This is a genomic window from Natronorubrum sulfidifaciens JCM 14089 (assembly GCF_000337735.1).
Classification (GTDB): domain Archaea; phylum Halobacteriota; class Halobacteria; order Halobacteriales; family Natrialbaceae; genus Natronorubrum; species Natronorubrum sulfidifaciens.
On record NZ_AOHX01000042.1, the window covers coordinates 82337 to 107971 of the forward strand.

Here is a 25635-nt window from a genome sequence, read left to right on the forward strand (position 1 = left end):
GTTCGTTGATCCCGTGTCCCGACTGTGCTTGGCCGCGCCGGAACTGACTTACAGCCACCGTCGTGAGGTGAGGGTATGCAATCAAACGGCCACGCGGGTGACTCGAGCGAGCCGATCGCCGGGCAGACGATTCGACACGGGACCGGGGTGACGGCGACCCGTGCGTTTCCGACGAACGCGTATCCGTCGAATCTCGACCCGTTCGTCCTGTTCGAGCGCTTTTTCATCGACCCGAACGAGGGGTTCCCAACCCATCCCCACCGCGGCTTCGAGATCGTCTCCTATATGCTCGAGGGCGGAATGGAACACGCGGATTCGCTTGGCGTGTCCAACACCGCAGCCACAGGCGATGTCATGCGAATCACGACCGGGAGCGGCATCGAACACTCGGAGTTTCCGGCCGACGATGCGGCCTGTAACGGGCTGCAGCTCTGGATCAATTTGCCACGCGACAGGAAAGCGATCGACCCCGAGTACGTCGATGCGGCTGCCGACGAGCTACCGACGGCGACGGACGACGGGGCAACCGTCACGACCGTCGTCGGTGCTGGCTCGCCGATCGACCTCGAGACGCCGATGGAGTACCTCGACGTTCGCGTGAGCGAGTCGTGGACGTGGTCGATTCCCGATGGCTGGTCGGGCTTTTGCTACGGCGTTGCCGGCTCGGGTCTCGTCGACGGCGACGCCTTCGGCGAGGGGGACGTGCGTCCGGTCACCGACGGTCGGTCCGTCGAGATCCGAAGCGAGGACGGCCTCCGCGTCGTCGCCGTGTCGGGCCAGCCACACGGCGAGCCGATCCGCCAGCGTGGGCCGTTCGTACTGTAACGATCGGTGACGATCGGTTTCGAACAGTCGCCGTGCCGACAACAGTCCGTCTCAGTCGTCAGCAGGCGTTCCAGCACACGACCCGCCAGCGAGATCGCCCTCGATGCTCGGCGGGTACTTGCCACGCTCGAGTTTCAGATCCGACTGGGGCCGTGCCATACAGGTGAGCGCGTAGCGTTCGGCCTCTTCCTCCGTCAGACCGCGCGCTGCGGGCTGGGTGACCTCTCCCTCGAGGATCTCCGCCGAACAGGCCAGACACATCCCGACGCGACAGGAGTACTCCTGGGCGATCCCCGCCTCGAGACAGCGACTCAGAATCGTCTCTTTGTCCGAACAGGTAATCGTCTCACCCGTCCCGACGAACTCGATCGTGTACTCGGTCATACCGTTCGGTACGGCCGACCTCACTAAAACTCTTTATTTCACCGTATCGAGACGAGGCTGCGAGGTCGACTGACGGCGTCGCCGCCCGGTCGACAGTCCGTCGACGGTCCCCGGATCGTGAAATTGTTACCGACAATCCGACGAACCGACCATAAAACGTTTTCTTCCTCTGGTGACCATCTTGTTGGTATGAGTACGCAGGAGCAGTCGGCCGCCCCCACGACGCAGACCCAGTCGCCGGACGTGGTCGTCGTCGGTGCCGGAACGGCGGGCTGTTATGCCGCCGCGACTATCGCACGAGCAGGCTACGACGTCGTCATCCTCGAGCGCAAGACCGAGGACGAAGCGGGCCATATCGCCTGTGGCGACGCACTGAAAGGCGCTGATGCCTTCCCCGAGGCGATCCCCAAATCGAAACTCGAGCCCGCGTTTACGAACACGGGCGTCGACCACGGCCGGTTCGAAATCCCACAGGAGGATACCGTCCTCGAGATCCCGATTCCCGGTGAACTGGCCGTCATCGACCGCTGGGAGTACGGCCGACGCATCATCGAGGGAGCCGAATCCGTCGGTGTCGACTTCCACTACGATACGGTCGTCAACGACGTCACGCAGGCTGATGACGGCCGCGTGACGGGTGTCGAAGCGATCCGGAAAGGCGAGCCCCGAACCTACGAAGCGGCGGTCGTCATCGACGCCGCCGGCTCGCTCTCGGTGCTTCAAGATCACGTCGACTTCTCTGAGTCGACGTTCGATACGAACGTCAACTACAGCCACTTCTGTTCGGCCTACCGCGAAATCGTCCACGTCGACGAACCCGTCGAGTGGGACGACGCCCTCGTGTTCAAGCCAACCGAACGCGCGGCGGGCTATCTCTGGTATTTCCCCCGCACCGACACCGAAATCAACGCCGGACTGGGCTTCCAGATGACCGAAGAGCCGATGAAACTCGTCGACGACCTCAAACGCGACCTCGAGAACCGGCCGGAGTTCGCTGGCGCGGAAGTCGAGGACAAACTCGGCGCGGCCCTCCCGACCCGGCGACCGTACGACTCCGCGGTCCATCCGGGCTACATGGCCGTTGGCGACGCTGCCGGCCACGTCAACCCGACGACTGGCGGTGGCATCGCCGGCGCTGCCTACGCCGGCAAGTACGCCGCCGAAGCCGCGATCAAGGGTCTCGAGACCGGCGACGTCGGCGAGAAAACCCTCTGGGAGTACAACGAGCGCGTCATGGACCACTTCGGCGCACGGTATGCCGCCTTGGACGTCTACAACATCCTCTCGACGGCCATCGACGTCGACGACCTGATGGGGCTGCTCGCCGCGATGCCCGGCGAGAAACTCGCGGAGGCGCTGTACTCGGGGAGTACGAGCATCGGCCCGAAACTTGCCGCAGAAAGCCTGTACAACAGCCGTGGCCACTGGGGCACGATCTGGAACTTCTTCCAGACCAAGCGCCGGGCTGACGACCTGCTCGAACTCTACGAGGCTTACCCCCACCATCCCGCCGCCCTCGAGCACTGGCAGGAACGCCGCGACGACCTGATGGAACAGGTGTACGAGACGACTGGCGCTGATCCCAAGTACTGACCTTACAGTCGGTTTGCTGGGTACCGTTTTTGTCCCCACATCTCATCCTTTTCGACCGGGAATCTCGAGTAAACTGTCGTGTCACCAGCGATACAACAGCTCGACGCACAGACGTTAATAGCGACATGATATAAATACTAACTGGCCAAAAACCTACTCTGTTAGGGGTCTTGGTTATTCTTGTTGGTAGGCTACACTGTCTCGATGGTACAACAACACACACGCCGACGCGCACTGTCACTGATCGGAGCCACTGGGGTCATCGGCCTCGCGGGCTGTCTGGGTGGCGACGATGGAACGGACGACGATGGGATGGCTGACGACCACGATGACGACATGGACGACGACGCCGAGAACGGAGCGATGGACGACCATGACGCAGGGGTCCGTGTCGCCCACCTCTCGCCTGATGCGCCAAACGTCGACGTCTACGTCGACGGCGACACCGTCCTCGAGGACGTTCCCTATCGGGCTGTCAGCGACTACCTCGAGCTCGCCCCCGAGACGTACGGGGTGATGATCACCGCCGCCGGCGACCCCGACACCGTCGTCTTCGATGACGACGTTGAGGTCGGTGACGGCGACTACACGATCGCCGCCCTCGGCGAACTCGCAGAGGAAGAGAATCAGCCGTTTGCACCCGCAGTACTCGAGGATGACCTGAGCGACCCCGGTGAGGACGCCCGCATCAGACTCGTCCACGCCTCGCCAGATGCGCCCGCCGTCGACGTCACGGCCGGCGATGGCGAGACAGTACTGTTCGAGGACGCTGCCTTCGGCGACGCTGCCGCCGTCGAGGTCCCCCCTGAAATGTACACTCTCGAGGTCCGTGCAGCGACCGAGGACAACGACGGCGATGTGGTCGCAACGTTCGACGTCGAACCGATGGCCGGCACCGTCTACTCGGCCTTTGCGGTCGGCTACCTCGAACCCGAGGCTGCGCCGGCAGACGAACCGTTCGACCTCGAGGTCGTGGTCGATGCTGAACATCACGACGATGCCGACGCTGGTGACGATCACGATGACTATGATGATGATGATGATGACGATGACAACGATGACGACGGGTACTGATCGACAGGCCACCTCGGACCGCCGGTTGCCAGCCGACGACAACTGATTCGCTTTTTTCTGAACCCCACGTCCCGACGCGCTGCCGCTTAGAACCCTCTTTGGTTGATCCGCTCGATTGCGCCGGCGATCACGTCGATACCATGGGCTACACTCGCCTCGTCGATGTCGAACGTCGGCGTGTGATGGCCGCCGGGGTGGTCCGTGCCGATGCCAACGTAGCAGGCGGTGCCGCCGTTTTCCTGGACCGCTTGCATCAGGAACGTCGCGTCCTCGCTGCCGCCGAGTTCGTCGCGCTCGAGCACTCGTTCGACGCCCTCAGTCCGTCCCGCGACGTCGGCGACGATGTCGACGAGTTCCTGATCGCTCGTCGCGCTCGGAGCTTCCGCGCCGATGGAAAACTCGACCGTGCATTCGTGCATCTCGGCGGCGCTGCGGACCACGTGGCGCGCTTTGCTGTGCATGTACTCCATCAGCTCGGTCGTCTCGCCGCGAACTTCGGCGAGGATGCGCGCTTCTTCGGGGATGACGTTAGCAGCAGTGCCGCCCTCGACGACGCCCGCGTTGACTCGCGTCGCGCCGTCGTTGTGCCGGGGGATGCCGTAGAGGTTCTGGACGGCCGTCGCCATCGCTTGGACGGCGTTTTTGCCCTGTTCGGGGTGGCCGCCAGCGTGGGACGACTGGCCTGTGAACTCCGCCTCGAGGTGGCGAACGGCGAGAAAGCCGTCGATGCCGGCGACGATCTCGCCGGTCGGGTGGTCGAGGCCGATATGGAGCGCCAGCAGGTGGTCGACGTCCCGAATGTGGTCGCTTTTGGCCATCGACTTCCCGCCGCCGACGACCTCCTCTGCGGGCTGGAAAAAGACCTTCAGCGTGCCCGAAAACTCACTCTCAGCGATTCGCTCGAGGACGCCGACGCCGATCGTCGCGTGGGCGTCGTGGCCGCAGGCGTGCATCGCTCCCTCGTACTCGGATCGGAACCCCTCCGCAGCGGGTTCGTGGGCCGCGTCGTCGGATTCCTCGACCGGCAGCCCGTCGATGTCGACCCGGAGCCCGACGGTGGGTCCCTCGCCGCGCTCGAGGACGGCGACGAGTCCCGTGTAGCCGCCTTCGAGCGACTCGAGTACCGCCTCGTCGACCCCGGCCTCGCGGGCGCGGTCGTACCAGCGAGCCAGTTCGGCCTCGTCGGGGACGGCCATTCGGTGGTCGCCCGCGATGGCGTCCGGCCCGACGTGGAGTGCGTCGAGGTCGAGTCGTGACTCGAGTGCTGTGGCGAGCCGTGCGGTGGTGTAAAACTCACACCAGGCGGGTTCGGGTCTGCGATGGAGGTCCCGACGCAGCGAGATGAGCTCCGATTCGGTGAGTGCCATACGCATCCGTTCGACGACAGAACGTATAGGTGCCACTGAAAATCAGTGTCCCGTCGAGTGTACGCCAGCTGCGTGCCTCTGCTCACCCTTGCTGTGCGGTCTCCCGAGCGATGGGTGCCTCGAGGTCTTCGAGCGCCCACGTGACGACCCGGGCTTGAACGAGCTCTCGGTCGGATGGCGGATACTCGGTGTTGCCGGCGAGAATCCGCTGGCTGTCGGTCCAGAAACGCTCCTCGATGGGCTGGTGGTCGGGCACGTCTTTCGTTCGGTTGGTGAACGCCTCGAAGTCCTCCCGGAGATCGAAAGAGGCACGGGCGGCGTTACACCGGGGTAACGGCGTCATGCCGGTCTCGAGGACGAGTTCACAGACCGTCTCCCAGTCTTCCTCACAGAAGTACAGCGACACCTCTCCGATGACGTCCTGCCAGGCGATGGCCTCGCCGTGTTTCAGCTGTTGGATCGCCCGTGGCGGCAGGTCGATTCGGTGGTCGATATCGTGGCGCTCACAGAGACAACAGGGCTTCTCGGTCTTGCCCGTATACATTGTCCGACCGTTTGGCTCGAGCGAATAAAAGCAGCAAGCCAACGTGGGCGAGCGTTGCGTCGCGGGCGTTAGTTTCCGCGACCGACGCCACGAATCTGCTCGACTTCGGCCTCGATGTGGACCGAATCAGGAAAATTCTGCTCGGCGATGTTGCGCGCGAGGTCGTCGTGGCCGTGAATCTCGAGTTCGCGGGTGAACACGGTATACTGCCACGAGGAGAACTGGCGGTCGTCGTCGGCGTGGAGCCGACACCGCTGGGGCACAGAGAGCTTCTCGGGTGGATGGGAGTGGGGCCCTTTCAGTGCAGCCCCCTTGCGCTCGGCGGTGGATTTGATATCTTCGACGATCCCATCCAGCGCGGCTCGATCGCCGCTCTGGAGCGTGAGGCGGGTAACGAAGGTCATAGTTGTGCTGTCCATTCGTCAACGGCCGGTGCGTAAAAACTTGCTGAGATACGCCCAGTTCGTGCTGTGTGCGGTGAACGAATTGGGACCGATCACGGGGGCGTCCGTCGATATCGTCCCACCGAATAGCACATACGCTGGACGAACAGTCCGATATTCTCTTAACGTCGCACCTGTTATCACAGTTAATGGCAGTTGAAGCTACGAGCGCAGGCGCGATCCTCTTCCGCGATACGCGGGGCCGGCGCGAGTATCTTCTACTCAAGAGCCGCCCAGGCGATTGGGAGTTTCCCAAGGGCGGTGTCGAAGGAGATGAAGAGCTACAGCAGACGGCGATCCGCGAAGTAAAGGAAGAGGCAGGGATCGAGCAGTTCCGACTTCTCGACGGCTTTCGTGAGGACTACAACTACGTCTTCGAGGCGAACGGCAAGACGATCCACAAGACCGTTCACCTCTTTATTGCGAAATCGTTCGAGGCCAGCGCGGAACTATCAAACGAACACCGGGACCTCCAGTGGCGCGACTACGAGCAGGCAGTCAACACCGTCACACAGGACGGGCCACGAGAGATCTTAGAGCAGGCCCACGAGTTCCTCGACGACCGCGAGGAAGACGAGGAGTAGGGCCGCCCAGCCGGTCAGTCTTCGGGACTGCTGGCGAGTGACGACCACATCTGTTCGAGGACGCCTCGAGCCCCGTGTGGAACGCGAGTCGCCCACACCCACGTCAATCGAGCAGTACTTTTGCCATCGTCGCGCCAAGGCACGGTGTGGAGCGTACGCAGACCGAATTTGCGTTCGAACTTCGGTGTTGTCGCTGGGCCGAACGCGTCTGGCCGCCGGCCGAGTCGGGCAGTGGCGACCGCGTGATCGTCGCCCGCCAACTCGGCACTAAACGCCGTCGCTGGGACACGATCGTCCTCGAGTGCGATCCCGAGGCGCTCCGCGAGCGCGCGAAGTTCGGCCGCGAACGACTCGACAGTGACCTCTTACACATCGTCCGCAACGCGCCCACGGCGTGGACGTACTATCGCGACTGTCTCCCTGAGCCCGGCTACCCGTGGCGCTACGTCCGCGAGGCGATTCATCGAGCCGCAGATCGCGGCATTCTCGAGACCCGAAAGTCGGGCAACCGCATCCAGATCCGCCGGAAATGGCCCTATCCCGACTGGCTCAACCGGATCGTCGCGATCGAGAACAAACCCGACCTCGACGCCAGCGCGGCTCGCGCGCTCGGCTCGCAACTCGAGTACGACGTCGCTGTCTCGCTAGCTGATGCGGTCTGGGTCGCGACGCGGGCGACGGGCGACAGCGTCGAACCCGCGCTGTTCGAGGATCTGCCGATCGAAGCGGGTATTCTCACGCTCGAGCCCGAGACGCTCGCCGCCGAGGTCGCGTGGTATCCCCGAACGCTCGCCGTCGACGAGCCCGGCACGCGCATCCTCGAGCGACCCGACGGCGACGAGCGAGATCGCTCGGCAGCCCGCTTCGAGTACGTCGATCCAGAGGCGAAAGCCGAAACTCGGCTCGCGATCGCCGAACGCGCCTACGAACGCGGCTGGCGCTCGTTCATCGAGACCATGCGACCCGACTGTCGGCACTTCGAGTTGCGCGCTCGAGACGGGGATCAACTCGAGCCATACTGCGGCGCGAACGAACGCTGTCAGACGGCTGCAGCGTGCTCCAGCCGCTGTGCCGACTTCGAACCGGAGCCACCGGGCTGGCGGACACGAGGCTGGCCGATCGAGGGTGGCCCCGGGAAGCGCTGTCGGCAGTTGCTCGAGGATCGCCGGCGTCGACGGCGACCGGGGCGATAGCTCAGTCGGAGACGCCGACCTCGAGATCCTCGCGGTCGACGGCCAGCCGGAACGTGGGGACCGTTCGGTAGACGACCTCGACGACGTCCTTGCGCCGGAGACTCTGCAGTCCCGAGCGGACGTCCTCGGCCTCGGGGTCGACGTCGAACGCATCGCGAAGTTTGTGCAGGACCGAGACGACGCTCTCGGATTCCTCGTCGGGGCCGGCCAGCACCGCGACGATCTGAGACTGGAGTTCCGGGACGCGGATTCTGGACGGCGGGCCCTCGTCGTCGGGGTCGCTCTCGATACCGGGTTCGACGTCGACGAGGTCGGCCGCCTCGCTCGTCGCCCGAATCAGGCTGTTGTCGTCGCGGAAGTAGTAGTCGCCGAGTTCGTTCTCGAGATACTGGTGGACCTCGCTGCCGCTGTCCATCCCCCACCGATCCTGTAGCTCGGCGTTCTTCGTCGGCTGTAGCTCCACGACGTCTGCTAACCGATCTGTGGCCTCCTCCGAGAGCGTCATTGTCGAAGCGTATGCGCATCCGATACTTTTGCGTTGCGTCCCAGCCGTTCTCGAGGACCAGTGCTGTCAGCGACCGTTTTGGACGGGGTGCAGTCAGTTCCGGCGCAGCCGCGACTGTGTGGGAACCGGACTACAGCATCCCCTGTCAGTCGTCACCGAGGACTGGGAGCGGCTGTGTCGTCTCGAGTGTCTCCTCGATCTGCGTATAGACGAGGAGCGTGCCGATGGCGGCGAGTGCGGTGCCGAAAACGAACGGCATCGCAAAGCCGTAGCCGACCAGCGCGCCCGACGAGAGCGGGCCGATGGCGATTCCGAAGCCGAACGCCATCGTGAGCACGGAGAGCTTCGAGCCGGACTCGCCCTTGCCCGCGAGGTCGCCAGCGAGGGCCAACCCCGGTGCGAACACCATCGCGCCCGCGATGCCCTGAAGCAGCCGAGCAACGAACATCAGCTCCGAGGTCGTGACGAACCCCTGAACGAGCGTCGTCGGGAGCAACAAGAGCATGCCGCCGAGGATGAACGGCCGACGGCCGTACCGATCACACGCTCGCCCGATCGGCGTCTGTAAGAGCACCTGTGCCAAAATAAAGGCCGCAAACTGGAGCCCAAACCAAGTCGAGCCCTGCTCGAGGCGGGCGTTGACCTGTGGCTGGATCGTCGCGAACAGCGCGATCGATGTCGCCATAAACAGCGAGGCGACGCCGAGGGTGAAGATCGGATCGAGCAGGTGCGACCCCGACTGGTCCCGAATCGGGATCGAGAGGTCCGCGCCGGCGTTGGCCTGCGTCGCGTCCGGGTCCGTGATGAGCACGGTGACAAGCAGATAGCTGGCGACCGCGGTGATCGCGGCGATCGCGAACGCGGCGTCGAAGCCGCTGAGCGTCGGCCCCGCGGGCAGCGTGTACGGACCGAGGTTAACGACGGCACCGGCGACAACCGGCCCGGCACCGAAACCGACCAGCCGGAACGTGTTGTAGACGCCCATGTTGCCCCCACGGTTCTGTGTTGTCGCGAGTTCGTTCACCAGCGCGATCGAGGCTGGGACGATGAACGCGACGCTCACACCTTGCAGGCCGCGGATAACGACCAGCGAGAGATACGTCTCCGCGAAGACGTACGCCACGTTCGTGATCGCCAACCCGGCAAGCCCGATCAGGACGAACGGTTTTCGCTTGCCGACACGGTCGGAGAGACGGCCGGTAAACGGCTGAAAGCTGCTGTTGAGAAACCCAAACAGCGAGAGGATGACGCCGATAATCATCGCCTCCTCGAGGCCGAAGCTTCGCCCGCTGACGGTGCCACTCGCCACGTACAGCGGGATCACGATGATCAGAAATGAGTTGCCGATGCCATCAGCCATCCGGGCAAACGCCAGCGCGAGGACTCGTCGATCGACGGCAAACTGTGCGAGAATCCGCCGAAGGAGAGACCGCATCGGACAGACGTGTGTCGCCAGCCCGGATTACTGTTTCGACTCGGTGGGTGAGCGGCCGATCAGTTGATCGTCGTGTGCTCGGATTCCTCGTTCAACGCGAGATTCGCCGCGATTTCGGCGTTTCGCATCGCGTACTGCGCCGTCTGCTGGAGGCTGACGAGCACTTCACGCACTCGAAGGAGATCCTCGTTGGACATCTCCGGGAGTTCGGCGAGGATCTCTTTCTCACGGTCTGAAATCTCGTGGAAGAGTGCTCGAACGCGGTTCGACTTATCGTAATCGCGCTCGACGGCTGCCTCAACTGCAAGCGAGGTGATCTCGTCGACCTGTTCGTTCAGCTCGCGGATGTCACGCATCACCGAGCTGTCGACGTTTAGACTGTGGCCCTCGGTCTCGATGACGATTTCGGCGATATCCTCGGCGTTGTCCGCCGTCAGCTCGAGGTTTTTCGCGATCGATCGGTAGCCGATCAGCGGGAAGCCGCTGTTCAGGCCGACTGCGCGGGCGAGGTTCGGGTTCTGGTAGGCCGTAAAGATCAGGCGCAACAGGAGCACGAAGATCTTGTTCGCCTGTCGTTCGCGGTTCAGGGCACGCTGGGCCAGATCGGGGTTGCCGTGAGCCAGCGCCTTGATTCCCTCGCCACGCATCGTCTGTCCCGTTCGCTCGAGGCGCTCTAAGAGGTTGTCGAGGGTGAAGTCCTCCGGATCGACCGAACAGCGAATCGAGATGCTTTCGGGTGTCTCTTCGATGACGCCCAGCCCCATCAGCTGCGTTTCAGCCTGATAGACCGCGTTGATGTGGTCGGACTCGAGCGCGCCGTCTTCGGTATCGATGCGGATGACACGCCGGCCCAGCACGTACTGGGCGACGATCGCCCGCTCGACGGCGTCGGCATCGAGATTGTCGGCGTGGATAATCGCCTCCGTCTCCTCGGTGTTGGCCGACTCGGGCATGACGGTCAGCGTGCCCTTGCCGCTGGTCCGGAGGGAGACCTCGTCGCCTTTTTCGACACCGTGTTCGGACGCCCATTCTGCGGGGAGGGTCATCGCAAGCGTCGATGGACCCAATCGTTGCACTTTCCGCGTTTCCATGTGCCACCCTAGGCGAGAGTCGGCCTTAATCCTGACTATATACTCATTACATGAGCGGGAAGTAGTTATATCCTTGATTTCAGAGGCGAGGATGCCCCACTCCTTATACAACTTTGACGAGGCGGGTCGTAAACCGTCCCGTCCGGACCTGTCGCCAGCCCCGTAGCTCCTCGTCAACCGCCGCGTCGTCGGTATCGACGCGCAAGGCGTCGATCCCGTCGAGTTTCGCCCCCGACGCGACGACCTCGATCTCATCGGCTCGCTTGATCACGTCGGGTGAGAGCTGGTGGTTCCCCCGCCCGAAAATAAAGCCTTGCCCGCCAATCGGTGAGACGACGATCGTCGCCGGCGCTTCGAGAACCTCGAGGATCTCGCGCTCGGAGGCGTCTTTGGCGAGCACCTCCCCATCGCGCCAGACGTCGACACCGAGCGGTGAGGCGTCGATCCCCAGTTCGGCCTCGATCGCGCCGACGGTCCCCCCGGGACCGAAGACGTAGGTTCGGTCCGGGTCGATCTCACGGGCGACGCCCGCTGCCAGCGCGTCGACGCTGCCGCTTGCGACCTGTTTGCCCGACTGGACGTCGGGTGCGACGGGAACCGAGACGACGGCCTTGAGCTCCGTTCGGACCTCGCCGTCGCGATAGGCAGCCTCGTCGATGTCGTTCACTTCGCGGGACGTAACGCGGTCGAACTCGGCGATGATCCGGCCGGCATCGGCGGGTGTCACGGCGAAAACTGACGAGTAAATCTTGACACCCGCCGGGACGCCGAGCATCGGCGTGTCCGTCTCCTCGAGCACCGACGCGACGTCGACCGCAGTGCCGTCGCCGCCGACGAAACAGACGAGGTCGACGTCGTGTTCGAGAACGGCTCGAACGGCCGCGCGCGTATCGGCGGCGGTCGTTTCGGCGTCGCCGGGATCGTCCGGATGAGCTGCGTTGGCCCGTGACATCTCGTCGTGTTCCGCCGGATCGTAGACGACGACGGGCTCGTAGCCAGCCGCTCGAACCGCGTCTTCGCCCAGCACACCCGCGGCCGTATACACCGTCAACTCGGGTTCACGTCGGTACAGCGCCGCGAGCGCTTCGCGGGCCCGATCGGGTGCGCGTGGCTCGGCTCCCAGTTCGCGTGCTTCCTCGAGTTTGCCATCGGTTCCTTTTAGCCCGACCCGCCCGCCCATCCCTGCGATCGGGTTCACGACGACACCGAGAGACTTCATAGCCGACGTACGGAGAGCCGATCCAAAAGCCGTGTGGTGTTTTCGGACGACTCGAGTACCGTCGTCGGTGCGCGGATTTTCTGAAATATTAAGAGGGATGGGAACTGATCGCACCATATGAACGAACTCATGTTCGCCGTGCTCGAAGCAGAACCGGCACTCCCGATGGCGCTGACCGGCTGGGGAACCCTCATCTTAGCCCTGCTCGTGACGATCGTCTGGCTTGCCTACTTCTACCGATAATCGACGGCGCTGTTCTGATACTACTGGACAACAGTCAGTAAACACTCAATCGCGCTGTGACCGGCCGTCAGGCCGCTGACGGCCGGTCGCGTGCGATCGGTGTGTGAACCGTTTTGTCCGGCAGTATGACCACTACTCGGCGAGTTCGACACGGTCGCGGAGCCACGCCGCGGCCGCCGAGACGGTCTCCTCGTCCGTGCCTTCGAGTGCGAGGCGGACCGACTCGCCGGGGTAGCTGCCGACAGTGACCTCGAACCGTTCGCGCACCGCGTCAATGCGGTCGAGGAGCGCGCTTTCAGGCTCCTCGGCGACGATAACCGTCCGGTAGGTCGGCGTCCCGGAGAATTCGTCTGCGACCGACTCGAACATCGCTTTCATCTCCGAGGGAACGCCGGGGAAGACGTACACGCCCTCGAGGACCGCCCCTGGTGCGACGCCAATCTCGTTGTGCAGCGGCCGTGCACCGGCCGGCACGTCCGCCGTCCCGTTCGTCAGTTCGGCCCGTGAGTAGCCGTTGGCCTCGAGCCACGCCAGTGCATCCGCGTGTTCCTCGAGGGAACGTCCCAGTGCGGCGGCGACACCCTCCATCGTCACGTCGTCGTGGGTCGGCCCGAGTCCGCCAGTGACGAGAACGGCGTCGTACTCGGCACGGTACTCGTTGACAACGCGGGCGATATCGCCGACTCGGTCCGGGACAGTTGTCACGCGCTCGACGGAGACGCCGCGTTCGGTAAGCTGCTCGGAGAGCCACGTGGCGTTGGTGTTCGTCGTTCGCCCGGCGAGCAGTTCATCCCCGACGGTGACGATTGCAACGTTCATAGCTGTCGTTCGGCGCGCGGAGTGAAACGAGTATCGAGACTGCAACCGAAACTCATACTGCCGGACAGAAGTCAATGAAGCGTATTCGCCAGACGGGAGCAGCGAATACGCACAATAGTTCTGTCCGGCAGTATCAGGACACGTTCGGTCGGGTGCCGGAGACAATAGCCGTCTTCCTCGATCAGTCACCACGACAGTCAGTATTAGTAACAGTTGATGCGTGGCCCAAAACACATATTCTCTGACATGAACATAGTTAGCCCTGTATACGTCGGGACTACTTATACATTGGCGCTCAGTGTAATTTTAGCAACCACAAGATTCAATTCTGATAATTCAGTATACAGTGAACGATGTCTCAGAGTCGGACGAAACGAACCGAGTCGGAGTCGACTGCGATTCTCTCAGCTCTCGGGAGCAAGTACAGCGCGGAGATTCTGTGTGCGGCTGGGACCCCGAAATCCGCCCAAGCGTTGAGCGACGATATCGGGATTCCGATTGCGACCTGCTATCGCCGAATTCAGGACCTCGTCGAAGCCGGACTGTTGACCTGTGAAGGACGACAGCTCTCCGAGGAGGGCCGACGGACGAACATCTACCGACGAACGCTTGACGAAATCGAGGTCGATTTCTCCGATGACCACCCTGAGTTTTCGCGCAAGCACCGGACGGAAGCCAAAAACCGACTTCGAGACCAACTCGAGGACTAGCCGTTCCGTTTCGAGCGCAGTCACAGCCGAGACGGTGTCCGTATGTCTCACAGCCCCGTGGCCGGAGTTACGGTGTCAGTCGGTCACGCTTAAGTAATCTCACGGGAATACTGAGATATGACTGAACGAGCAGGCAGCGCCGACCGCGCGGCCGTAGCCACCGACGGTGGCGAGCCGGTCATCGGGACCGAACGCGTCCTCCACGTCGGCCGCGACCGGCCGATCAGGATCAGTACCGGCCATCGACTGCTTCACCACGACGGGAAGTGTTCGCGACCGCACGGGCACAACTACGAAATCTCCGTCCGTGTAACGGGTGACCTGACCGAGGAGGGCTGGATCGCTGATAAGGGAGATATTACTGCAGTAATCGACGAGTGGGATCACATGTTCCTAGTCGAGGCGGGCGACCCCCTGATCGACGCCTTCGAAGCCGCGGGTGACGCCGACGCGCTCGTCGTCCTCGAGCAGCCCCCCACGGCCGAAGTGATGAGCGTCTTGCTGGAACGGAAACTCGAGTCAGCGCTGCCCGACACCGTCTCCCACGTCGCCGTCCAGGTCAACGAGACGAGCGAACTCTGTGGCGGCGGTCGGTTCTGAGATGCCGGTTTCCGACTCGGTCGATCGGGAGGGAGTCGTTGCCGAGGACACACCAGCCGACGGGCTCCCGATCAACGAACTGTTCTACTCGCTGCAAGGGGAAGGAACGCTTGCCGGCGTCCCCTCCGTCTTCGTCCGGACGAGCGGCTGTAACCTCCGCTGTTGGTTCTGTGACTCCTATCACACCTCCTGGGAACCCACCCACGCCTGGCTGGACGTCGAGGAGATCCTCGCAGAGGTCGAATCCTACGAGAACGCCGATCACGTCGTCCTCACCGGCGGCGAACCGCTGCTCCACGAAACGAGCGTCGACCTCCTCGAGGCCCTCGACGAACGCGGCTATCACACCACCGTCGAGACCAACGGAACGATCTATCGCGACGCGCCGATCGACCTCGCCTCGATCAGCCCGAAACTCGAGAGCAGCACGCCCACGCCCGAGCGCGATCCCAAAGGCGACGGGGAGTGGGAAGATCGCCACGAGCGCGACCGGATCGACCTCGAGGCGCTGGCCCGCCTCGTCGAAGACTCCGACTTCCAGCTCAAATTCGTCGTCACCGACGAGGGCGACATGCCCGAAATTCTCGCGTTGCTCGAGGACCTTCGTGAGGTCGCTGCTGTCCCGATTCGGGACGATAACGTCCTCCTCATGCCCGAAGGGGCGACGCGGGACCGACTCGAGGAGACCCGCGCCGACGTCGCACAGCTAGCCATGGACCACGGCTTCCGGTACACGCCTCGCCTGCACGTCGACCTCTGGAACGACGCGCCCGAAACCTGACATTTGAGACTGATGCCAATGACTGACGACACCACCACAACCGACGAATCGACCGCCAAACGCGCCGTCGTCCTCCTCTCGGGCGGCATGGACAGCGCCACCGCCGCCGCCGAAGCCCATAATCGAGGCTACGAGATCTACGCCCTGCACACGTCCTACGGCCAGCGAACCGAGGACCGCGAACTCGAGTGTGCTCGCCGACTCGCCGACGAACTCGACGCGGCGGACTTCCTGCGGATCGAAACCGGCCACCTCGCGGCGATCGGGGCCTCGAGTCTGACCGACGACGACCTCGAGGTTGCAGACGCCGATATGGACAGCGAGGAGATCCCGACCTCCTACGTCCCCTTCCGGAACGCGAACCTGCTCGCGATGGCCGTCTCGTACGCGGAAGCCAACGACTGTGACGCCGTCTTCATCGGCGCCCACAGCGAGGACTTCTCGGGGTATCCGGACTGTCGACCCGCGTTTTTCGAGGCCTTCGAGCAGGTCGTCGACGTCGGCACGAAACCCGACACTGAGATCTCGATCGAAGCCCCGTTCGTCGAGTGGTCGAAAACCGACATCGCCGAACGAGGGGTCGACCTCGAAGTCCCCTACGAACACACGTGGAGCTGTTACCGCGAGAACGAACCCGCCTGTGGAACCTGTGATGCGTGTGCGTTCCGCCTGCAGGCGTTCCAGAACATCGGCGTTCGGGACCCGATCACCTACGCCGAGCGGCCGTCATACGTGGGCGAGTAAGTCGGATCGATCGGACGTGGTTCGTTACCAAGCCTGCTCGAGAATACGTTCGATGTCTTCAACGGAAGCCGCCAGCCCCGGCGGCGCGTTCGCCATGAACGAGTCGGCGAGGATCGTCTCCGCGACGGCGGTGAACTCGTCCGGGTCGGGGCCGTCGACGTCGCGAAGTCGTGTCGGCAACGCGAGGGCGTCGCGAACGTCGGCTACGCTGTCGACGACCGCCTGTGCCGGGTCGGCCGCATCGGCGACGCCCAGCGCGTCGGCCAGCGTGTCCTGTCGTGCGTCGACGCCCTCCTGATCGAACAGGAATGCGAGCACGTGTGGCACGACGACGGCGTGTGCCGCACCCTGTTGGACCTCGTACGTGCGCGTGAGCCCGTGGCCGAAGGCGTGGACAATTGATAGCATCGTCTCGTCGGGCCGGGAGATCCCGTACTGGACCAGCACGATCCCCTCGAGGACCGTCTCGAACGTCTCGATATCGCGCTCGCCGCGCCCGAACGCGCGGAGGCCGACCTCGAGTTTGCCGAGGCCGCGCGTCGCCGTGGCGTCGGTCACCGGGGTCGCGTTAGCAGCGTAGATCGCCTCGAGGCCCTTGTCGAAGCCATTCATCGCCGACCCCGCGAGGATCGACTCGGGCGTCGTCGCAACCAGTTCGGGATCGTAGACGGCTGCGGCGGGCATCAGCCCCGATCCGGAGATGCCGCCGCCCACTTCGCTGTCGACCAGTCCCGACTCGGCTGTGGCGGTGACGCCCGCGACCTGCGAGAGGTCGGCACCGGCGAGCGTCGTCGGAATCGCGATGATCGGCACTAGCCCCTCGTCGGGGACTCGAATCGTGCCCGTCTCCGCGAACTCGTCGCCGATCGCCGCGGGTTCGCGGTCGCTCACCGCGAGGACGCTAATGACCTTCGCCACGTCGAGACTGCTCCCGCCGCCGAGGCTCACGAGCACGTCGGCGTCTTCGTCCTCGAGTCGCTCGAGTCCGTTGACGGCCGTCCCGAGCCGTTTCCTCGGTGTCGTCTCGGCGAACACCCCCGCGAGTCGGTCGCCGAGGCCGTCCGTGACCGGGTCGATTACGTCGGGCGTGGAGCCGACCGTCGAGCCACAGACGACCAGCGCACGCTCGAGACCCCGGCGCTCGAGTTCGGCCTCGAGGTCGCCGACGGAGCCGGCACCGAATCGGATCGTCGCCGGCTCGTACTCGAATCGAAACGCCGCGTCGCGAGCGTTCGTGTGCGTCGCTGTCATGGGTTGCTCTCGGTTCCGTTCGATCCTAAAGGTACGACTCCCGGCAGCACACTCACGTGGGCGTGCCGTCGGGCCGATTTCGGGATTCGATATACCATCTGTTAGTTTATCTCTGCTCAGTTCCCGCTCGAGTCCGCGTTCGGGCCGTCAAACGGCGGCAACTGCGCTTCGATCTGTTCGCGGTCCGCCTCGAGTTCGTCGGGAAGCACCAGACTCGAGCCCAACTCCTCGGGGGCTTCGTCTGCGGTAAAGCCCGGTCCCGTCGTCGCCATCTCGAAGAGAATACCACCGGGCTCGCGCGTGTAGATCGACCGGAAGTATTTGCGATCGATGACTCTCGAGGGACGCAGGCCGTGGTCGGCAAAGGCCTCGCGCCAGCGTTCTTGCTCCTCGACCGATCGGGCTGTGAACGCGATGTGGTGGACCGTGCCGACGCCCATGTGTCCCTGGCCCACGTCGGTCTCGATCAGATCAACGATCGAACCCGACCCGCCGGTCGCGCTCCGGTACCGATACCGGCCGTCGGCTTCGGCCTCGAGGTCGTAGCCGAGAACGTCGGTCAGAACGGCCGCCGTCGGCCCGACGTCGGCGACTGCCACTGTGACGCTGTGGAAGCCCCGAAGCTGGTGCTCGCTCGGAACCGGACTCTCGTCCCACGGCGTCGCGGCGGCTGTGCCATCGTCAGTTGTCGATTCGTCGTCGGCCGCGACGAGTTCGAGTTCGATCCCATCGTGGTCGGCAAATCGGAGGGCCGTCTCACCGAAGCGCTCGTCTCGTGTCACGTCGATAGCCGCCGACTCGAGTCGATCCTGCCAGTAGTCGACCGAATCGGCCGGAACTCGGTAGGCCGTCGTCTTGGTCTGGCCAGCACCGAACCGGCCTTCGTGACCAGTCCCCGTCCACGGGAAGAACGTGATGTTCGTGCCGAGCGTCCCGACCCCGTCGCCGAAGTAGAAGTGATACGTGCCCGGATCGTCGTGGTTGACGGTGCGCTTGACGAACCGCAACCCCAGCGTCTCGACGTAGAACTCGGCGTTTCGTTGCGGATCGCCTGCGATGGCCGTTACGTGATGGAGGCCGAGTGTCTGTGGTGACATCGAGTTCGCCTACGAATCCACGACGGAGAACTGTTTGCGGACGCTCACGTCACCAACTAACATCGGCGTTACTGGTGGAGCGGACACTGCCGCGAAAAATTGGGGTATCAGCGTCGGCGTTAGTCGTCCGTTGCGACGTCGTCTTCGTCGACGTCGACGGCGGTCGCTTCCTCTTCGGCGACTTCTTCGGGGTGGGCCTCGAGTGTCGTCTTCTGGATCTCGACACGGCGCAGTGGGTAGATCGTCTTGGCCTCGCCGTAGATGCCCGAGGAGAGTCGGCCTTCGACAACGCTGTCGATGAGTTCCTCGAAGGTACGCTCGGCGGCGGCCTCTTCGATCATGTCGACCATCAGTTCGCGGATGGCCTTCTCCTGGCTCGCGTCGGCCTTTTTCGTCGTGAAGGCGACGGGCTGGATCTGGACGCGGTAGTCGTCCGTCGTGAGGACGGTGACGTAGGCCTCGACCTTCGAGGCACCGCGTCGAACCAGCGAGCGCAGGTAGTCACGGGTCAGGGAGTGTTCCTTGAACTCCGTGTAGGCGCTGTCGCTGCCAACGTCGGTGATCTTGAAGGTCAGCTTGGTGTTGTTCTCGCTGGCGTTGTTGGTCAACTCGCCAAGCGTCGTTTCGATGGTTCGGTCGTAGACTTTCTCCGGTTCGTCAGCGGGGGTTTCGCCGAGTTCCTGGCGGTCGAACTGCTCCGGTGCCAGAACGGTGTACCACCGCTTTTCCTGTTTTGCGCGTGAAACTGATCGTTCACTCATTGTTTGGTAGTGTCTCTTGGTCGCTGTCGGACACAGGGCCCGTGTCCGTCGGTTGCTCGCGCTGTCCCGCTCGTGTCTGCTCGATGACGTCGACTGCGACCTCGAGGTTGACGACGTAGTCGTCGACCGTCGAGTGGAGTCCGCCCGTCGTTTCGCGTTCGATCTGCGTGACGACGGCGTCACCATCGTCGGACACGACGGTTTCCATCTCGTCGGTGTTGTCGGGGCGAATCGCCCGCACAACGAGATCCGGCTCGTCGTGTGCCGTTCGAATAGTCGCGCGTCGACTCATAGCAACTCCCTCACTGTCTCAACGATCGTCGAGGGCTCTTCGATCGTGTCGTACCGAAGGTAGCCACGTCGGTGTCCGATGTCGTACTCGGCGTTCACATTGCGCTCATCGCCGAGCGCTCGAGCGATCCTTTCGACGGTCGCGCCGAGGGCGTCGTCGTGTTGGGTCACGAGCGCGGCCTCGCCGGTTCCGCCGTCGGTGTCGCTGACGACGAGCACGACCGGTTCCGGCGACCGAAACGCTGCCGCAAGCCGGCCGACCGCTTCGACTGGCCCGTCGTCGATCTCGACGACGAACAAGCCATTGTAGCGGCTCGTCGACGCTTCCTCGAGCGCTGTGTGGGCACGACGGCCATACTCGCGCCAGGCCGCAAGCGCCGGCTCGTGGGCAGCGTGTCCCATCGCGAGCGCAGCGCCAGTTCCCGGTTCGAGTCGGGCCGTTGCCTCGAGCACGTCGGCATAGCCGCCAACAGTCTCGACGGCGTGTTCGGGCGTCGTATACGGATGTAGCGCTCGCTGGACCGTCTCCGCTGCCGTCGCGGGTGCCTCCTCGGCACCGACGACATCGAGGGCGACGGCCGAGCCGATCGTTCGGTGGTCGTCGGCCTCGAGCGCTTCGGGGTCGTCGACGGCGATATCGAGTCCCGCGAGGGCCTCGCGTGTCGCATCAATGTCGCCCGACCACGGTCCGAGGAGACGCGTCGAGTGGGCGATCCCATCGACCGGGTCCGCGGTCGGCACCGCGACACCCGGTCGGCGGGCGACGAGACCGCGGTCTTTCGCGGTCTCGAGTACCCACTCGCTCTCGCCGGCTCCCGGCGCGATATCGGCGGCCACGAGGCCGGCGAGTGCGAGCACTGGGTCCGGCGTCGAGCCGAGATCACGAACACAGTCGAGTGCTGCGAGCGTGGCTGGTCGGTCAGTCACATCGAGTCGTGTCACGTCCGCATCGATCGCACCGATCGCGACCGTGACGTCGTCCGCTGCCGGCTCTCGTGCGTGTGCCCGTTCGGTTCGGGCTGTGACGGTTCGGCCGACGCTCACCTGAAACGGTGTGTCGCGGTCGACAAGCGCCCTTGCGAGAAGGCCACTCGCCGCGAGCGCATCGCCGTCGGCTCGCGCGAGAAGTTGGACGAAGCCCGCGCTCTCGAGTGTCTCCGAGACGGGGGCAGACGCCGATTCGACGGACCGACCTTCGGTTGCCATATCGGAATGTGGCTTATTCGTCGATGAGCTGCTTTGCGACGTCGTAGGAGTACGTAAAGTCAGGCTCGATCTCGTCACCACGGTAGTAGTCGACGAGTCGGCGGACCTTCGACTCCGTGTTCTGCAGGGCGCGTTTGTTCTGGTAGTCCTGCTGGTTCTGCTGGATGTGCTCGCGCAGACGCACGGCACGTTCCATCAGGTTGTAGAGGTCCTCAGGGATGTCCGACTTCGCGTCGTTCTCCTCGAGAATCTCGGTGAGCTTCTTGCCGGTCGCCAGCTTGACGTCCGGAATCGGCGTGCCCGTGACACCTTCGTCACGCAGCTTCATGCCGATCTGGCTTGGCTCGTAGCCCTGCTCTGCTAGTTCGACGACTCGGTCTTCGATCTTGTCCGAGTCGACGTCGCTCCACTCCGGCGGTTCGTCTGCCGCTGGCTTGTCCGAGCTGGACGAGCCACGACGGCGGGTGTGCATTCGTGCCATTGGTCGAGGATAGGAACCGCACTGACCGCTCCGTACGTAACAGTCGGCTCGACCGACTGTCGGTGCACTTCCGCAATCCCAAGCCAACCGAAACAGCGGTTGACACAGTCGGATTTGCGGCCGCGCGCTTCCCACCATCGCTTTCCGTCGGACGGACTAAAGGGTTTCTAGACCGGATTCGGGGCTCCGACGGGAGACTCGAGAGCGGTGATTTCGGTCGTAGCCGATCCGCTTCTGTGCGTGGGAATCTCTGTATCGGCCCATCCGTTTCGAGGGGTTTATCTATGCCCCGGAGAAACGATTGAATGCGAACGAGGGCTCGTAGATCAGGGGTAGATCACTCCCTTGGCATGGGAGAGGCCCCGGGTTCAAATCCCGGCGAGTCCACTCGAAATTTTCCGCCGTAATAGCGTTCGACACCGCAAGGTACGGGCCTTGAACTGGCCGGATTCGCTACTTTTGGGCTACGAACGACTCCCTCTCAGAATAGACTTTATCAGAAGATATCGGCCATACATTGGAAAACACCGCGAGGGCCGTTCATTGGATTCCAATCGGCGTCGCGGTTGCCGCGTCCGTCGTTCAAATATCGTAGCCACTGACCGTCACTGCAGATCCGATCGCACGGCGGCTGTGTGATCGGTGTGTAACCCGTTTCAGTTGTTACTACAGCAACACTCTTCTTCCCAAGAGCGGGGTATAATGTCGGTGGATAGTGTATTCGATCGAAGGCTTCATGAGTATCGTTGACAACGGCCAACACTCGAAGCGTGGTGTTCCAATCGGCGTCAGTCATAGCCGTGAGCCGAAACTCTCGAGTATCGACGGACAGGCCGCGATCACGCGTGTAATCCTCGAACGATGAACTTCCTGGTGATTCTCCCGCTGGTATTCGTCATGATCGGTGGGCCGCAAATCCTCAGCGCCATCTTTTTGGCCACGAGCGAGGACTGGCGGCGGAATTCGGCTGCGTTCGTCTTCGGTGCCTCCCTCTCGATCAGTCTCGTCGTCACGCTCGCGTATTATCTCGGCAGTGGCGTTCGTCAGGGCGGGTCGAACCAGATGTTGCAACTGCTCATGCTCGTCGTTCTCCTCGCTGCGATGGTGCACGTCTACTTGCAGCGCGAGCAATCGGAGCCGCCGACGTGGATGGGGAAACTCGAGACCGCGAATCCGACGTTCTCGTTTCGACTTGGATTCCTGCTAATGGGGTTCTTTCCGACCGACGTGCTTACGTCGATCACCGTCGGGACCTACCTCGCGAGTCATGGCGATCCGGTCTGGCACGCGGCCGGGTTTGTCTTACTGACGCTACTGTTTCTGGCCGTTCCATCGCTATCTCTCGTTATGATCGGCGACCGTGCGGAGACGCTCCTTCCGAAGGTTCGCACGTGGATGAACACACATTCGTGGCTCGTGAGCGAACTCGTGATCCTCATCTTCGTCGTGATTACCATCACCAACATCGTCGGGTGATTCCATCTCGCGGCGGACAGCGTGGCGTCGGAACTTCCATGAGCAGACACGGTGCGTCGAGTACTGTGTACAGATAGCGACCGTTGTGGGTCTGAGCATGATGGGCAGTTCAACGATCGGTCTTCTCATCTCGCAACTCCTCGCCCTCTGCCTCGAGCGGTTTTCCACGGTGGCTGGGAACACTCGTGTACGCTCGTCCCGTTCCTGCCGTCAAGAGTCAATGTGGGTTCGAAGCCGAATCAGATCCCGTAGTGAACTACCCCATCCTACTCGCTCACGGCTGACGCCGTTCGCTCCTTGAGAATGGGGCTTCCTGATTCCATGACGCGCTTTGCAGGAACCGAAGTGGTTCCCGTAGGGAGCGCAGTCTCCACAGGCGTTCGAAAATCGCTGTGCGATTTTCGCAGCCCATCAGAATCGCACGGCGATTCTGAGGACGTTGATTCGGAGCGTCCCGCTCCTACTTGCTTGATACCACGAGAAAGAATGTTCCAGGCCGCGTTCCAGTCCCTGTCCGCCGTGAACCCACAGGAAGGACAGGAGTGTTCGCGGACCCACAGCGGTTTGTCGGTCGAGACACCGCAGGCCGCACACTCTTTGGTCGTTCCGGCCGGATCGACAGCCACGAACTGCGTGCCTTCGCGTTCGCACTTGTACTCAAGCATTCGGAGGAACGTCCCCCACGCTGCTCCGGCACGGTTCCGAGAGTTGCCGTCAAGCTCGACCAGACCTTTCGCGTCAAGGTCTTCGACCGCGACGAGATTGTACTCACGAGCGTAGTAGTTCGAGAGTTTGTGAAGGAAGTCGCGGCGCTTGTTCTTCAGGTCGGCGTGACACCCGGTCACTCGGCGGCGTTGCTTCTCGTAGTTGTTCGACCCATGTTGCTTCCGCGAGAGCTTCCGTTGCTCTCGCTCGAGTCGGGTGCGTTCGTCCGAGAGGTCAGCCGATTCGATCGCGTGGCCGTCGGTGTCGTGGGCGTACTTCAGGATGCCCACGTCGATACCGACGACGTTCTTCGGCCGGTCGGGCTTTTGAGGTGGCTCTCGGTCGACTTCGACACCGAACGTAGCGAACCACTCGCCGGTCGGTTCCTTCTTGAGTGTGACCTGCTTGAGTGTGGCGTCGTCAGGGATCTCTCGGTGGAGCCGGATCGGAATATCCGCGAGTTTCGAGAGCGACAGCACAGTCTGACCGCCCTTCTTGTCGAGCTTGAAGCCAGACTGGTTGTACGTGAAACTGCGGAATTCCCGTGGTGGCTTCCACTTGAGTTGACCGACACCGTAGCCGTTCTGCTTGAGCGCAGAAAGGCTACTGAGGTTGTTGAATAGCCGTTCGACGACGGTTTGGAGAACCTTCGAGTACACGTCCGAGAGACCATCCCACCACTTCTTGAGGTCAGGTAGCTCCGACCGAAGTGTGGTCATGGACGGCAGTTCACCGTGGTTCTCTCGGTATTCGTTGAGGCGGTAGCGAGTGTGATTGTACAGTTGCCTACAGATATCGCCGTGGCGGTCCAACTCCTCGCGTTGGGCGCCGGACGGCTCAAGGCGATACTTGTAGGCGTAATACATCAGTCCTCGCGTTCCTCGATTAGTTCGTCCAGTTTTTCGCGGACAAACGACGAGAGGTTGAGGTGCTGGTCCTCGATCCACTCGTCTTGGTCCTCCCGAATGGTGATAGTCTTCCGTTTCACCGTATGCACACAATACACACTATACGCAAAACATTACCGATTACGTGGGCCTGTGAGCCTGCTGTAGAACAGTCCAAGAAACACGAGCGGCGTTGACGAGACGCTTCGCGTCTCGTTCGCGCACAAGAACAAAGCTCTTGTGAACGCTGTATCCCCTCCCTGCTCGCGCCTTCGGCGCTCGCTGAGGAAGGGGGCTTAGCGCCTCAATTCAGCTAAAACCTGCTACGAGCGCCGTTATGACCGGAACCGAGGCGGTGGAAACGCCAGTGACGGCTGTCGGCGGGGTGAACTCGAGTCCGTGTACCCCACTGCGACCGAGCCGTATCGGTTCGCCACCCGTCGATGACCGCCACGCTATTGACTATCGGTTCGAATGTGGTAGCTGATGACAACCGATACCGTCGGCCGGTTCGAACGCGCCCTCGAGGGGCTCGAGGTTCGCGTCGAACGGGTGCCGGCAGCCGACGCGACTGAGCGAATCGCAGCTATCCTCGAGGCACCCGCCGTCGGGGTCTCCCTCCCGTTCGACGGCGTCTCACAGCCGGAGTCGGTGACGACGCGGCCGACGGCCGGTGAACTCGAGGCGGCACGAACCGGCGTCACGCCCGCCACGTTCGGAATCGCCGAGTACGGCACCGTCGCCATCGAATCGCGGGCTGCGGGCGACGAGCCGATCAGCCTCTACCCTGACCACCACGTCGCGGTCGTCGCCGCAAGCGACGTCGTTCCGGATCTTGGAGCCGGATTCGATCGTCTCGAGGACTGTTTCGCCGACCGAAAGAGCGTCGTCTTCGCGACTGGCCGAAGCGCAACGGCGGACATGGGCGACCTCGTCCACGGGGTCCACGGCCCCGGAACGGTCAGCGTCATCGTGCTGGAGGATCGGTAACGATGGCGGAGCGAGCCCATCAGCCCGGCTCCCGAAGCGAGACGGCCGCGCGGATTCAACACCTCCTCGAGACCGAAGGTGAGGCCGTCCACGCCCACTCGAGTGCGATGAGCGCGCGCCAGGCACAGACCTACGCCGAGACCGACGACATCGAGACGCTGCGGGCCGATGCACGAGCGATCAAGGAAGAGGCGATCAACCGGCTCCCCGAGTTGCTCGAGACGGTTCGCGAGGCGGTCGAGGCGAACGGTGGGACGGTCTACGTCGCCGACGACGCTGCAGACGCGAACGCCTACGTTTCGGATGTCGTCGCCAACCTGTCTCTTATACACATCT

Annotated in this window: 30 protein-coding genes, 1 tRNA gene and 1 pseudogene; 15 read left to right on the forward strand and 17 right to left on the reverse strand. The window is 63.1% G+C overall.

All coding sequences use genetic code 11. From position 1 onward, the window contains the following. Positions 1–75: 75 nt before the first annotated feature. Positions 76–825, forward strand: coding sequence for a pirin family protein (locus C495_RS12805; protein WP_008163552.1), 750 nt, complete (start codon positions 76–78; stop codon positions 823–825). 51 nt (positions 826–876) lie between these two features. On the opposite strand, the gene C495_RS12810 is transcribed toward C495_RS12805, so the two are convergent. Continuing rightward, entirely contained in the window at positions 877–1209 is a 333-nt protein-coding gene (locus tag C495_RS12810; protein ID WP_008163554.1) for a 2Fe-2S iron-sulfur cluster-binding protein, read from the reverse strand. A gap of 189 nt (positions 1210–1398) precedes the next feature. Between C495_RS12810 and C495_RS12815 the strand changes: the two genes are divergently transcribed. Together C495_RS12815 and C495_RS12820 are read left to right on the forward strand one after the other, a co-directional pair. Continuing rightward, positions 1399–2802 (forward strand): geranylgeranyl reductase family protein, encoded by a 1404-nt coding sequence (locus C495_RS12815; protein WP_008163556.1) that lies wholly within the window; start codon positions 1399–1401, stop codon positions 2800–2802. A gap of 204 nt (positions 2803–3006) precedes the next feature. After that, complete coding sequence (locus C495_RS12820) at positions 3007–3876, forward strand: DUF4397 domain-containing protein (RefSeq protein WP_008163557.1); 870 nt, start codon at positions 3007–3009, stop codon at positions 3874–3876. 86 nt (positions 3877–3962) lie between these two features. Here the strand turns inward: C495_RS12820 and C495_RS12825 are convergent, their stop codons facing one another. The 3 genes from C495_RS12825 to C495_RS12835 all read right to left on the reverse strand — a co-directional run bounded on the left by C495_RS12825 (position 3963) and on the right by C495_RS12835 (position 6191). Beyond that, the gene (locus C495_RS12825) at positions 3963–5243 is read right to left on the reverse strand and encodes an amidohydrolase (RefSeq protein WP_008163559.1); all 1281 of its coding nucleotides are present in this window, start codon (positions 5241–5243) and stop codon (positions 3963–3965) included. A gap of 82 nt (positions 5244–5325) precedes the next feature. Next, positions 5326–5787, reverse strand: coding sequence for a hypothetical protein (locus tag C495_RS12830; protein WP_008163560.1), 462 nt, complete (start codon positions 5785–5787; stop codon positions 5326–5328). Positions 5788–5855: 68 nt separating this feature from the next. After that, the gene (locus tag C495_RS12835; RefSeq protein WP_008163562.1) at positions 5856–6191 is read right to left on the reverse strand and encodes an uS10/mL48 family ribosomal protein; all 336 of its coding nucleotides are present in this window, start codon (positions 6189–6191) and stop codon (positions 5856–5858) included. 188 nt (positions 6192–6379) lie between these two features. Between C495_RS12835 and C495_RS12840 the strand changes: the two genes are divergently transcribed. Together C495_RS12840 and C495_RS12845 are read left to right on the forward strand one after the other, a co-directional pair. Further along, complete coding sequence (locus C495_RS12840; protein ID WP_008163565.1) at positions 6380–6814, forward strand: bis(5'-nucleosyl)-tetraphosphatase; 435 nt, start codon at positions 6380–6382, stop codon at positions 6812–6814. A 146-nt stretch (positions 6815–6960) separates the two neighbouring features. Continuing rightward, positions 6961–8007 carry a DUF5787 family protein gene (locus C495_RS12845; RefSeq protein ID WP_008163568.1) on the forward strand — a complete coding sequence of 349 codons (1047 nt, stop codon included), beginning with the start codon at positions 6961–6963 and terminating at the stop codon, positions 8005–8007. A 1-nt stretch (position 8008) separates the two neighbouring features. On the opposite strand, the gene C495_RS12850 is transcribed toward C495_RS12845, so the two are convergent. The 4 genes from C495_RS12850 to C495_RS12865 form a co-directional block, all read right to left on the reverse strand. Then, positions 8009–8512, reverse strand: a complete 504-nt coding sequence (locus tag C495_RS12850) for a DUF5797 family protein (RefSeq protein WP_008163570.1) — start codon at positions 8510–8512, stop codon at positions 8009–8011. 145 nt (positions 8513–8657) lie between these two features. Further along, positions 8658–9947, reverse strand: coding sequence for an MFS transporter (locus tag C495_RS12855; protein ID WP_008163573.1), 1290 nt, complete (start codon positions 9945–9947; stop codon positions 8658–8660). 59 nt (positions 9948–10006) lie between these two features. Further along, a complete protein-coding gene (locus C495_RS12860) occupies positions 10007–11038 on the reverse strand; it encodes a phosphate uptake regulator PhoU (RefSeq protein WP_008163575.1) in 1032 nt (343 codons plus the stop codon). 103 nt (positions 11039–11141) lie between these two features. Further along, a complete protein-coding gene (locus tag C495_RS12865) occupies positions 11142–12257 on the reverse strand; it encodes an ATP-NAD kinase family protein (protein WP_008163577.1) in 1116 nt (371 codons plus the stop codon). A 117-nt stretch (positions 12258–12374) separates the two neighbouring features. On the opposite strand from C495_RS12865, the gene C495_RS18490 reads away from it, so the two are divergent. Beyond that, positions 12375–12500 (forward strand): hypothetical protein, encoded by a 126-nt coding sequence (locus tag C495_RS18490; protein ID WP_008163579.1) that lies wholly within the window; start codon positions 12375–12377, stop codon positions 12498–12500. A 132-nt stretch (positions 12501–12632) separates the two neighbouring features. Here the strand turns inward: C495_RS18490 and C495_RS12870 are convergent, their stop codons facing one another. Continuing rightward, positions 12633–13319, reverse strand: a complete 687-nt coding sequence (locus C495_RS12870; RefSeq protein WP_008163582.1) for a competence/damage-inducible protein A — start codon at positions 13317–13319, stop codon at positions 12633–12635. Positions 13320–13672: 353 nt separating this feature from the next. On the opposite strand from C495_RS12870, the gene C495_RS12875 reads away from it, so the two are divergent. From C495_RS12875 to queC, 4 genes are all read left to right on the forward strand, one after another. After that, positions 13673–14029, forward strand: a complete 357-nt coding sequence (locus C495_RS12875) for a winged helix-turn-helix domain-containing protein (RefSeq protein ID WP_008163584.1) — start codon at positions 13673–13675, stop codon at positions 14027–14029. Positions 14030–14146: 117 nt separating this feature from the next. After that, positions 14147–14629, forward strand: a complete 483-nt coding sequence (locus C495_RS12880; RefSeq protein ID WP_008163586.1) for a 6-pyruvoyl trahydropterin synthase family protein — start codon at positions 14147–14149, stop codon at positions 14627–14629. Between the two features lies 1 nt (position 14630). Next, entirely contained in the window at positions 14631–15410 is a 780-nt protein-coding gene (locus C495_RS12885; protein WP_008163588.1) for a 7-carboxy-7-deazaguanine synthase QueE, read from the forward strand. An 18-nt stretch (positions 15411–15428) separates the two neighbouring features. Continuing rightward, positions 15429–16154, forward strand: a complete 726-nt coding sequence (queC, locus tag C495_RS12890; RefSeq protein ID WP_008163589.1) for a 7-cyano-7-deazaguanine synthase QueC — start codon at positions 15429–15431, stop codon at positions 16152–16154. A gap of 24 nt (positions 16155–16178) precedes the next feature. Here the strand turns inward: queC and C495_RS12895 are convergent, their stop codons facing one another. The 6 genes from C495_RS12895 to C495_RS12920 all read right to left on the reverse strand — a co-directional run bounded on the left by C495_RS12895 (position 16179) and on the right by C495_RS12920 (position 21241). After that, positions 16179–17405: an iron-containing alcohol dehydrogenase family protein gene (locus C495_RS12895; RefSeq protein WP_008163591.1), complete on the reverse strand. Its 1227-nt coding sequence runs from the start codon at positions 17403–17405 to the stop codon at positions 16179–16181. A gap of 116 nt (positions 17406–17521) precedes the next feature. Further along, the gene (locus C495_RS12900) at positions 17522–18502 is read right to left on the reverse strand and encodes a ring-cleaving dioxygenase (RefSeq protein ID WP_008163593.1); all 981 of its coding nucleotides are present in this window, start codon (positions 18500–18502) and stop codon (positions 17522–17524) included. Positions 18503–18621: 119 nt separating this feature from the next. Beyond that, on the reverse strand, positions 18622–19263 hold the full coding sequence (locus tag C495_RS12905) for a 30S ribosomal protein S3ae (protein WP_008163595.1): 642 nt from the start codon (positions 19261–19263) through the stop codon (positions 18622–18624). Further along, complete coding sequence (locus tag C495_RS12910; RefSeq protein WP_008163597.1) at positions 19256–19555, reverse strand: KEOPS complex subunit Pcc1; 300 nt, start codon at positions 19553–19555, stop codon at positions 19256–19258. The genes C495_RS12905 and C495_RS12910 overlap by 8 nt, the downstream gene beginning before the upstream one ends. Beyond that, positions 19552–20760, reverse strand: a complete 1209-nt coding sequence (locus tag C495_RS12915) for a hypothetical protein (protein ID WP_008163598.1) — start codon at positions 20758–20760, stop codon at positions 19552–19554. Before C495_RS12915 ends, C495_RS12910 begins: the two co-directional genes overlap by 4 nt. Positions 20761–20773: 13 nt before the next feature. Further along, positions 20774–21241, reverse strand: coding sequence for a 30S ribosomal protein S15 (locus C495_RS12920; RefSeq protein WP_008163601.1), 468 nt, complete (start codon positions 21239–21241; stop codon positions 20774–20776). A gap of 315 nt (positions 21242–21556) precedes the next feature. On the opposite strand from C495_RS12920, the gene C495_RS12925 reads away from it, so the two are divergent. The 3 genes from C495_RS12925 to C495_RS12930 all read left to right on the forward strand — a co-directional run bounded on the left by C495_RS12925 (position 21557) and on the right by C495_RS12930 (position 22717). After that, positions 21557–21628 (forward strand) — tRNA-Ala (locus C495_RS12925). 349 nt (positions 21629–21977) lie between these two features. Beyond that, positions 21978–22106, forward strand: coding sequence for a hypothetical protein (locus C495_RS18495; RefSeq protein WP_275039970.1), 129 nt, complete (start codon positions 21978–21980; stop codon positions 22104–22106). Continuing rightward, complete coding sequence (locus C495_RS12930; protein WP_008163603.1) at positions 22103–22717, forward strand: GAP family protein; 615 nt, start codon at positions 22103–22105, stop codon at positions 22715–22717. The genes C495_RS18495 and C495_RS12930 overlap by 4 nt, the downstream gene beginning before the upstream one ends. Before the next feature lie 266 nt (positions 22718–22983). Here the strand turns inward: C495_RS12930 and C495_RS12935 are convergent, their stop codons facing one another. Then, positions 22984–24288: an RNA-guided endonuclease InsQ/TnpB family protein gene (locus C495_RS12935; protein WP_008163605.1), complete on the reverse strand. Its 1305-nt coding sequence runs from the start codon at positions 24286–24288 to the stop codon at positions 22984–22986. Next, a complete protein-coding gene (locus C495_RS18500; RefSeq protein ID WP_008163607.1) occupies positions 24288–24410 on the reverse strand; it encodes a hypothetical protein in 123 nt (40 codons plus the stop codon). Before C495_RS18500 ends, C495_RS12935 begins: the two co-directional genes overlap by 1 nt. Positions 24411–24795: 385 nt before the next feature. On the opposite strand from C495_RS18500, the gene C495_RS12940 reads away from it, so the two are divergent. After that, a complete protein-coding gene (locus tag C495_RS12940; RefSeq protein ID WP_008163609.1) occupies positions 24796–25299 on the forward strand; it encodes an LUD domain-containing protein in 504 nt (167 codons plus the stop codon). 2 nt (positions 25300–25301) lie between these two features. Next, a pseudogene (locus tag C495_RS12945) lies at positions 25302–25635 on the forward strand (LUD domain-containing protein); the annotation flags it as partial.

Bases quoted from the DNA above. Each gene is read 5' to 3' on its own strand.
- C495_RS12860 (WP_008163575.1), bottom strand. From the start codon at position 11,038: ATGGAAACGCGGAAAGTGCAACGATTGGGTCCATCGACGCTTGCGATG.
- C495_RS12935 (WP_008163605.1), bottom strand. From the start codon at position 24,288: ATGTATTACGCCTACAAGTATCGCCTTGAGCCGTCCGGCGCCCAACGC.
- C495_RS12805 (WP_008163552.1), top strand. From the start codon at position 76: ATGCAATCAAACGGCCACGCGGGTGACTCGAGCGAGCCGATCGCCGGG.
- C495_RS18490 (WP_008163579.1), top strand. From the start codon at position 12,375: ATGAACGAACTCATGTTCGCCGTGCTCGAAGCAGAACCGGCACTCCCG.
- C495_RS12875 (WP_008163584.1), top strand. From the start codon at position 13,673: ATGTCTCAGAGTCGGACGAAACGAACCGAGTCGGAGTCGACTGCGATT.
- C495_RS12855 (WP_008163573.1), bottom strand. From the start codon at position 9,947: ATGCGGTCTCTCCTTCGGCGGATTCTCGCACAGTTTGCCGTCGATCGA.
- C495_RS12830 (WP_008163560.1), bottom strand. From the start codon at position 5,787: ATGTATACGGGCAAGACCGAGAAGCCCTGTTGTCTCTGTGAGCGCCAC.
- C495_RS12835 (WP_008163562.1), bottom strand. From the start codon at position 6,191: ATGACCTTCGTTACCCGCCTCACGCTCCAGAGCGGCGATCGAGCCGCG.
- C495_RS12915 (WP_008163598.1), bottom strand. From the start codon at position 20,760: ATGGCAACCGAAGGTCGGTCCGTCGAATCGGCGTCTGCCCCCGTCTCG.
- C495_RS12825 (WP_008163559.1), bottom strand. From the start codon at position 5,243: ATGGCACTCACCGAATCGGAGCTCATCTCGCTGCGTCGGGACCTCCAT.
- C495_RS12930 (WP_008163603.1), top strand. From the start codon at position 22,103: ATGAACTTCCTGGTGATTCTCCCGCTGGTATTCGTCATGATCGGTGGG.
- C495_RS12815 (WP_008163556.1), top strand. From the start codon at position 1,399: ATGAGTACGCAGGAGCAGTCGGCCGCCCCCACGACGCAGACCCAGTCG.
- C495_RS12895 (WP_008163591.1), bottom strand. From the start codon at position 17,405: ATGACAGCGACGCACACGAACGCTCGCGACGCGGCGTTTCGATTCGAG.
- C495_RS12910 (WP_008163597.1), bottom strand. From the start codon at position 19,555: ATGAGTCGACGCGCGACTATTCGAACGGCACACGACGAGCCGGATCTC.
- C495_RS12920 (WP_008163601.1), bottom strand. From the start codon at position 21,241: ATGGCACGAATGCACACCCGCCGTCGTGGCTCGTCCAGCTCGGACAAG.
- queC (WP_008163589.1), top strand. From the start codon at position 15,429: ATGACTGACGACACCACCACAACCGACGAATCGACCGCCAAACGCGCC.
- C495_RS12850 (WP_008163570.1), bottom strand. From the start codon at position 8,512: ATGACGCTCTCGGAGGAGGCCACAGATCGGTTAGCAGACGTCGTGGAG.
- C495_RS12820 (WP_008163557.1), top strand. From the start codon at position 3,007: ATGGTACAACAACACACACGCCGACGCGCACTGTCACTGATCGGAGCC.
- C495_RS12900 (WP_008163593.1), bottom strand. From the start codon at position 18,502: ATGTCACCACAGACACTCGGCCTCCATCACGTAACGGCCATCGCAGGC.
- C495_RS12810 (WP_008163554.1), bottom strand. From the start codon at position 1,209: ATGACCGAGTACACGATCGAGTTCGTCGGGACGGGTGAGACGATTACC.
- C495_RS12905 (WP_008163595.1), bottom strand. From the start codon at position 19,263: ATGAGTGAACGATCAGTTTCACGCGCAAAACAGGAAAAGCGGTGGTAC.
- C495_RS12885 (WP_008163588.1), top strand. From the start codon at position 14,631: ATGCCGGTTTCCGACTCGGTCGATCGGGAGGGAGTCGTTGCCGAGGAC.
- C495_RS12880 (WP_008163586.1), top strand. From the start codon at position 14,147: ATGACTGAACGAGCAGGCAGCGCCGACCGCGCGGCCGTAGCCACCGAC.
- C495_RS12870 (WP_008163582.1), bottom strand. From the start codon at position 13,319: ATGAACGTTGCAATCGTCACCGTCGGGGATGAACTGCTCGCCGGGCGA.
- C495_RS12940 (WP_008163609.1), top strand. From the start codon at position 24,796: ATGACAACCGATACCGTCGGCCGGTTCGAACGCGCCCTCGAGGGGCTC.
- C495_RS18495 (WP_275039970.1), top strand. From the start codon at position 21,978: ATGAGTATCGTTGACAACGGCCAACACTCGAAGCGTGGTGTTCCAATC.
- C495_RS12840 (WP_008163565.1), top strand. From the start codon at position 6,380: ATGGCAGTTGAAGCTACGAGCGCAGGCGCGATCCTCTTCCGCGATACG.
- C495_RS12865 (WP_008163577.1), bottom strand. From the start codon at position 12,257: ATGAAGTCTCTCGGTGTCGTCGTGAACCCGATCGCAGGGATGGGCGGG.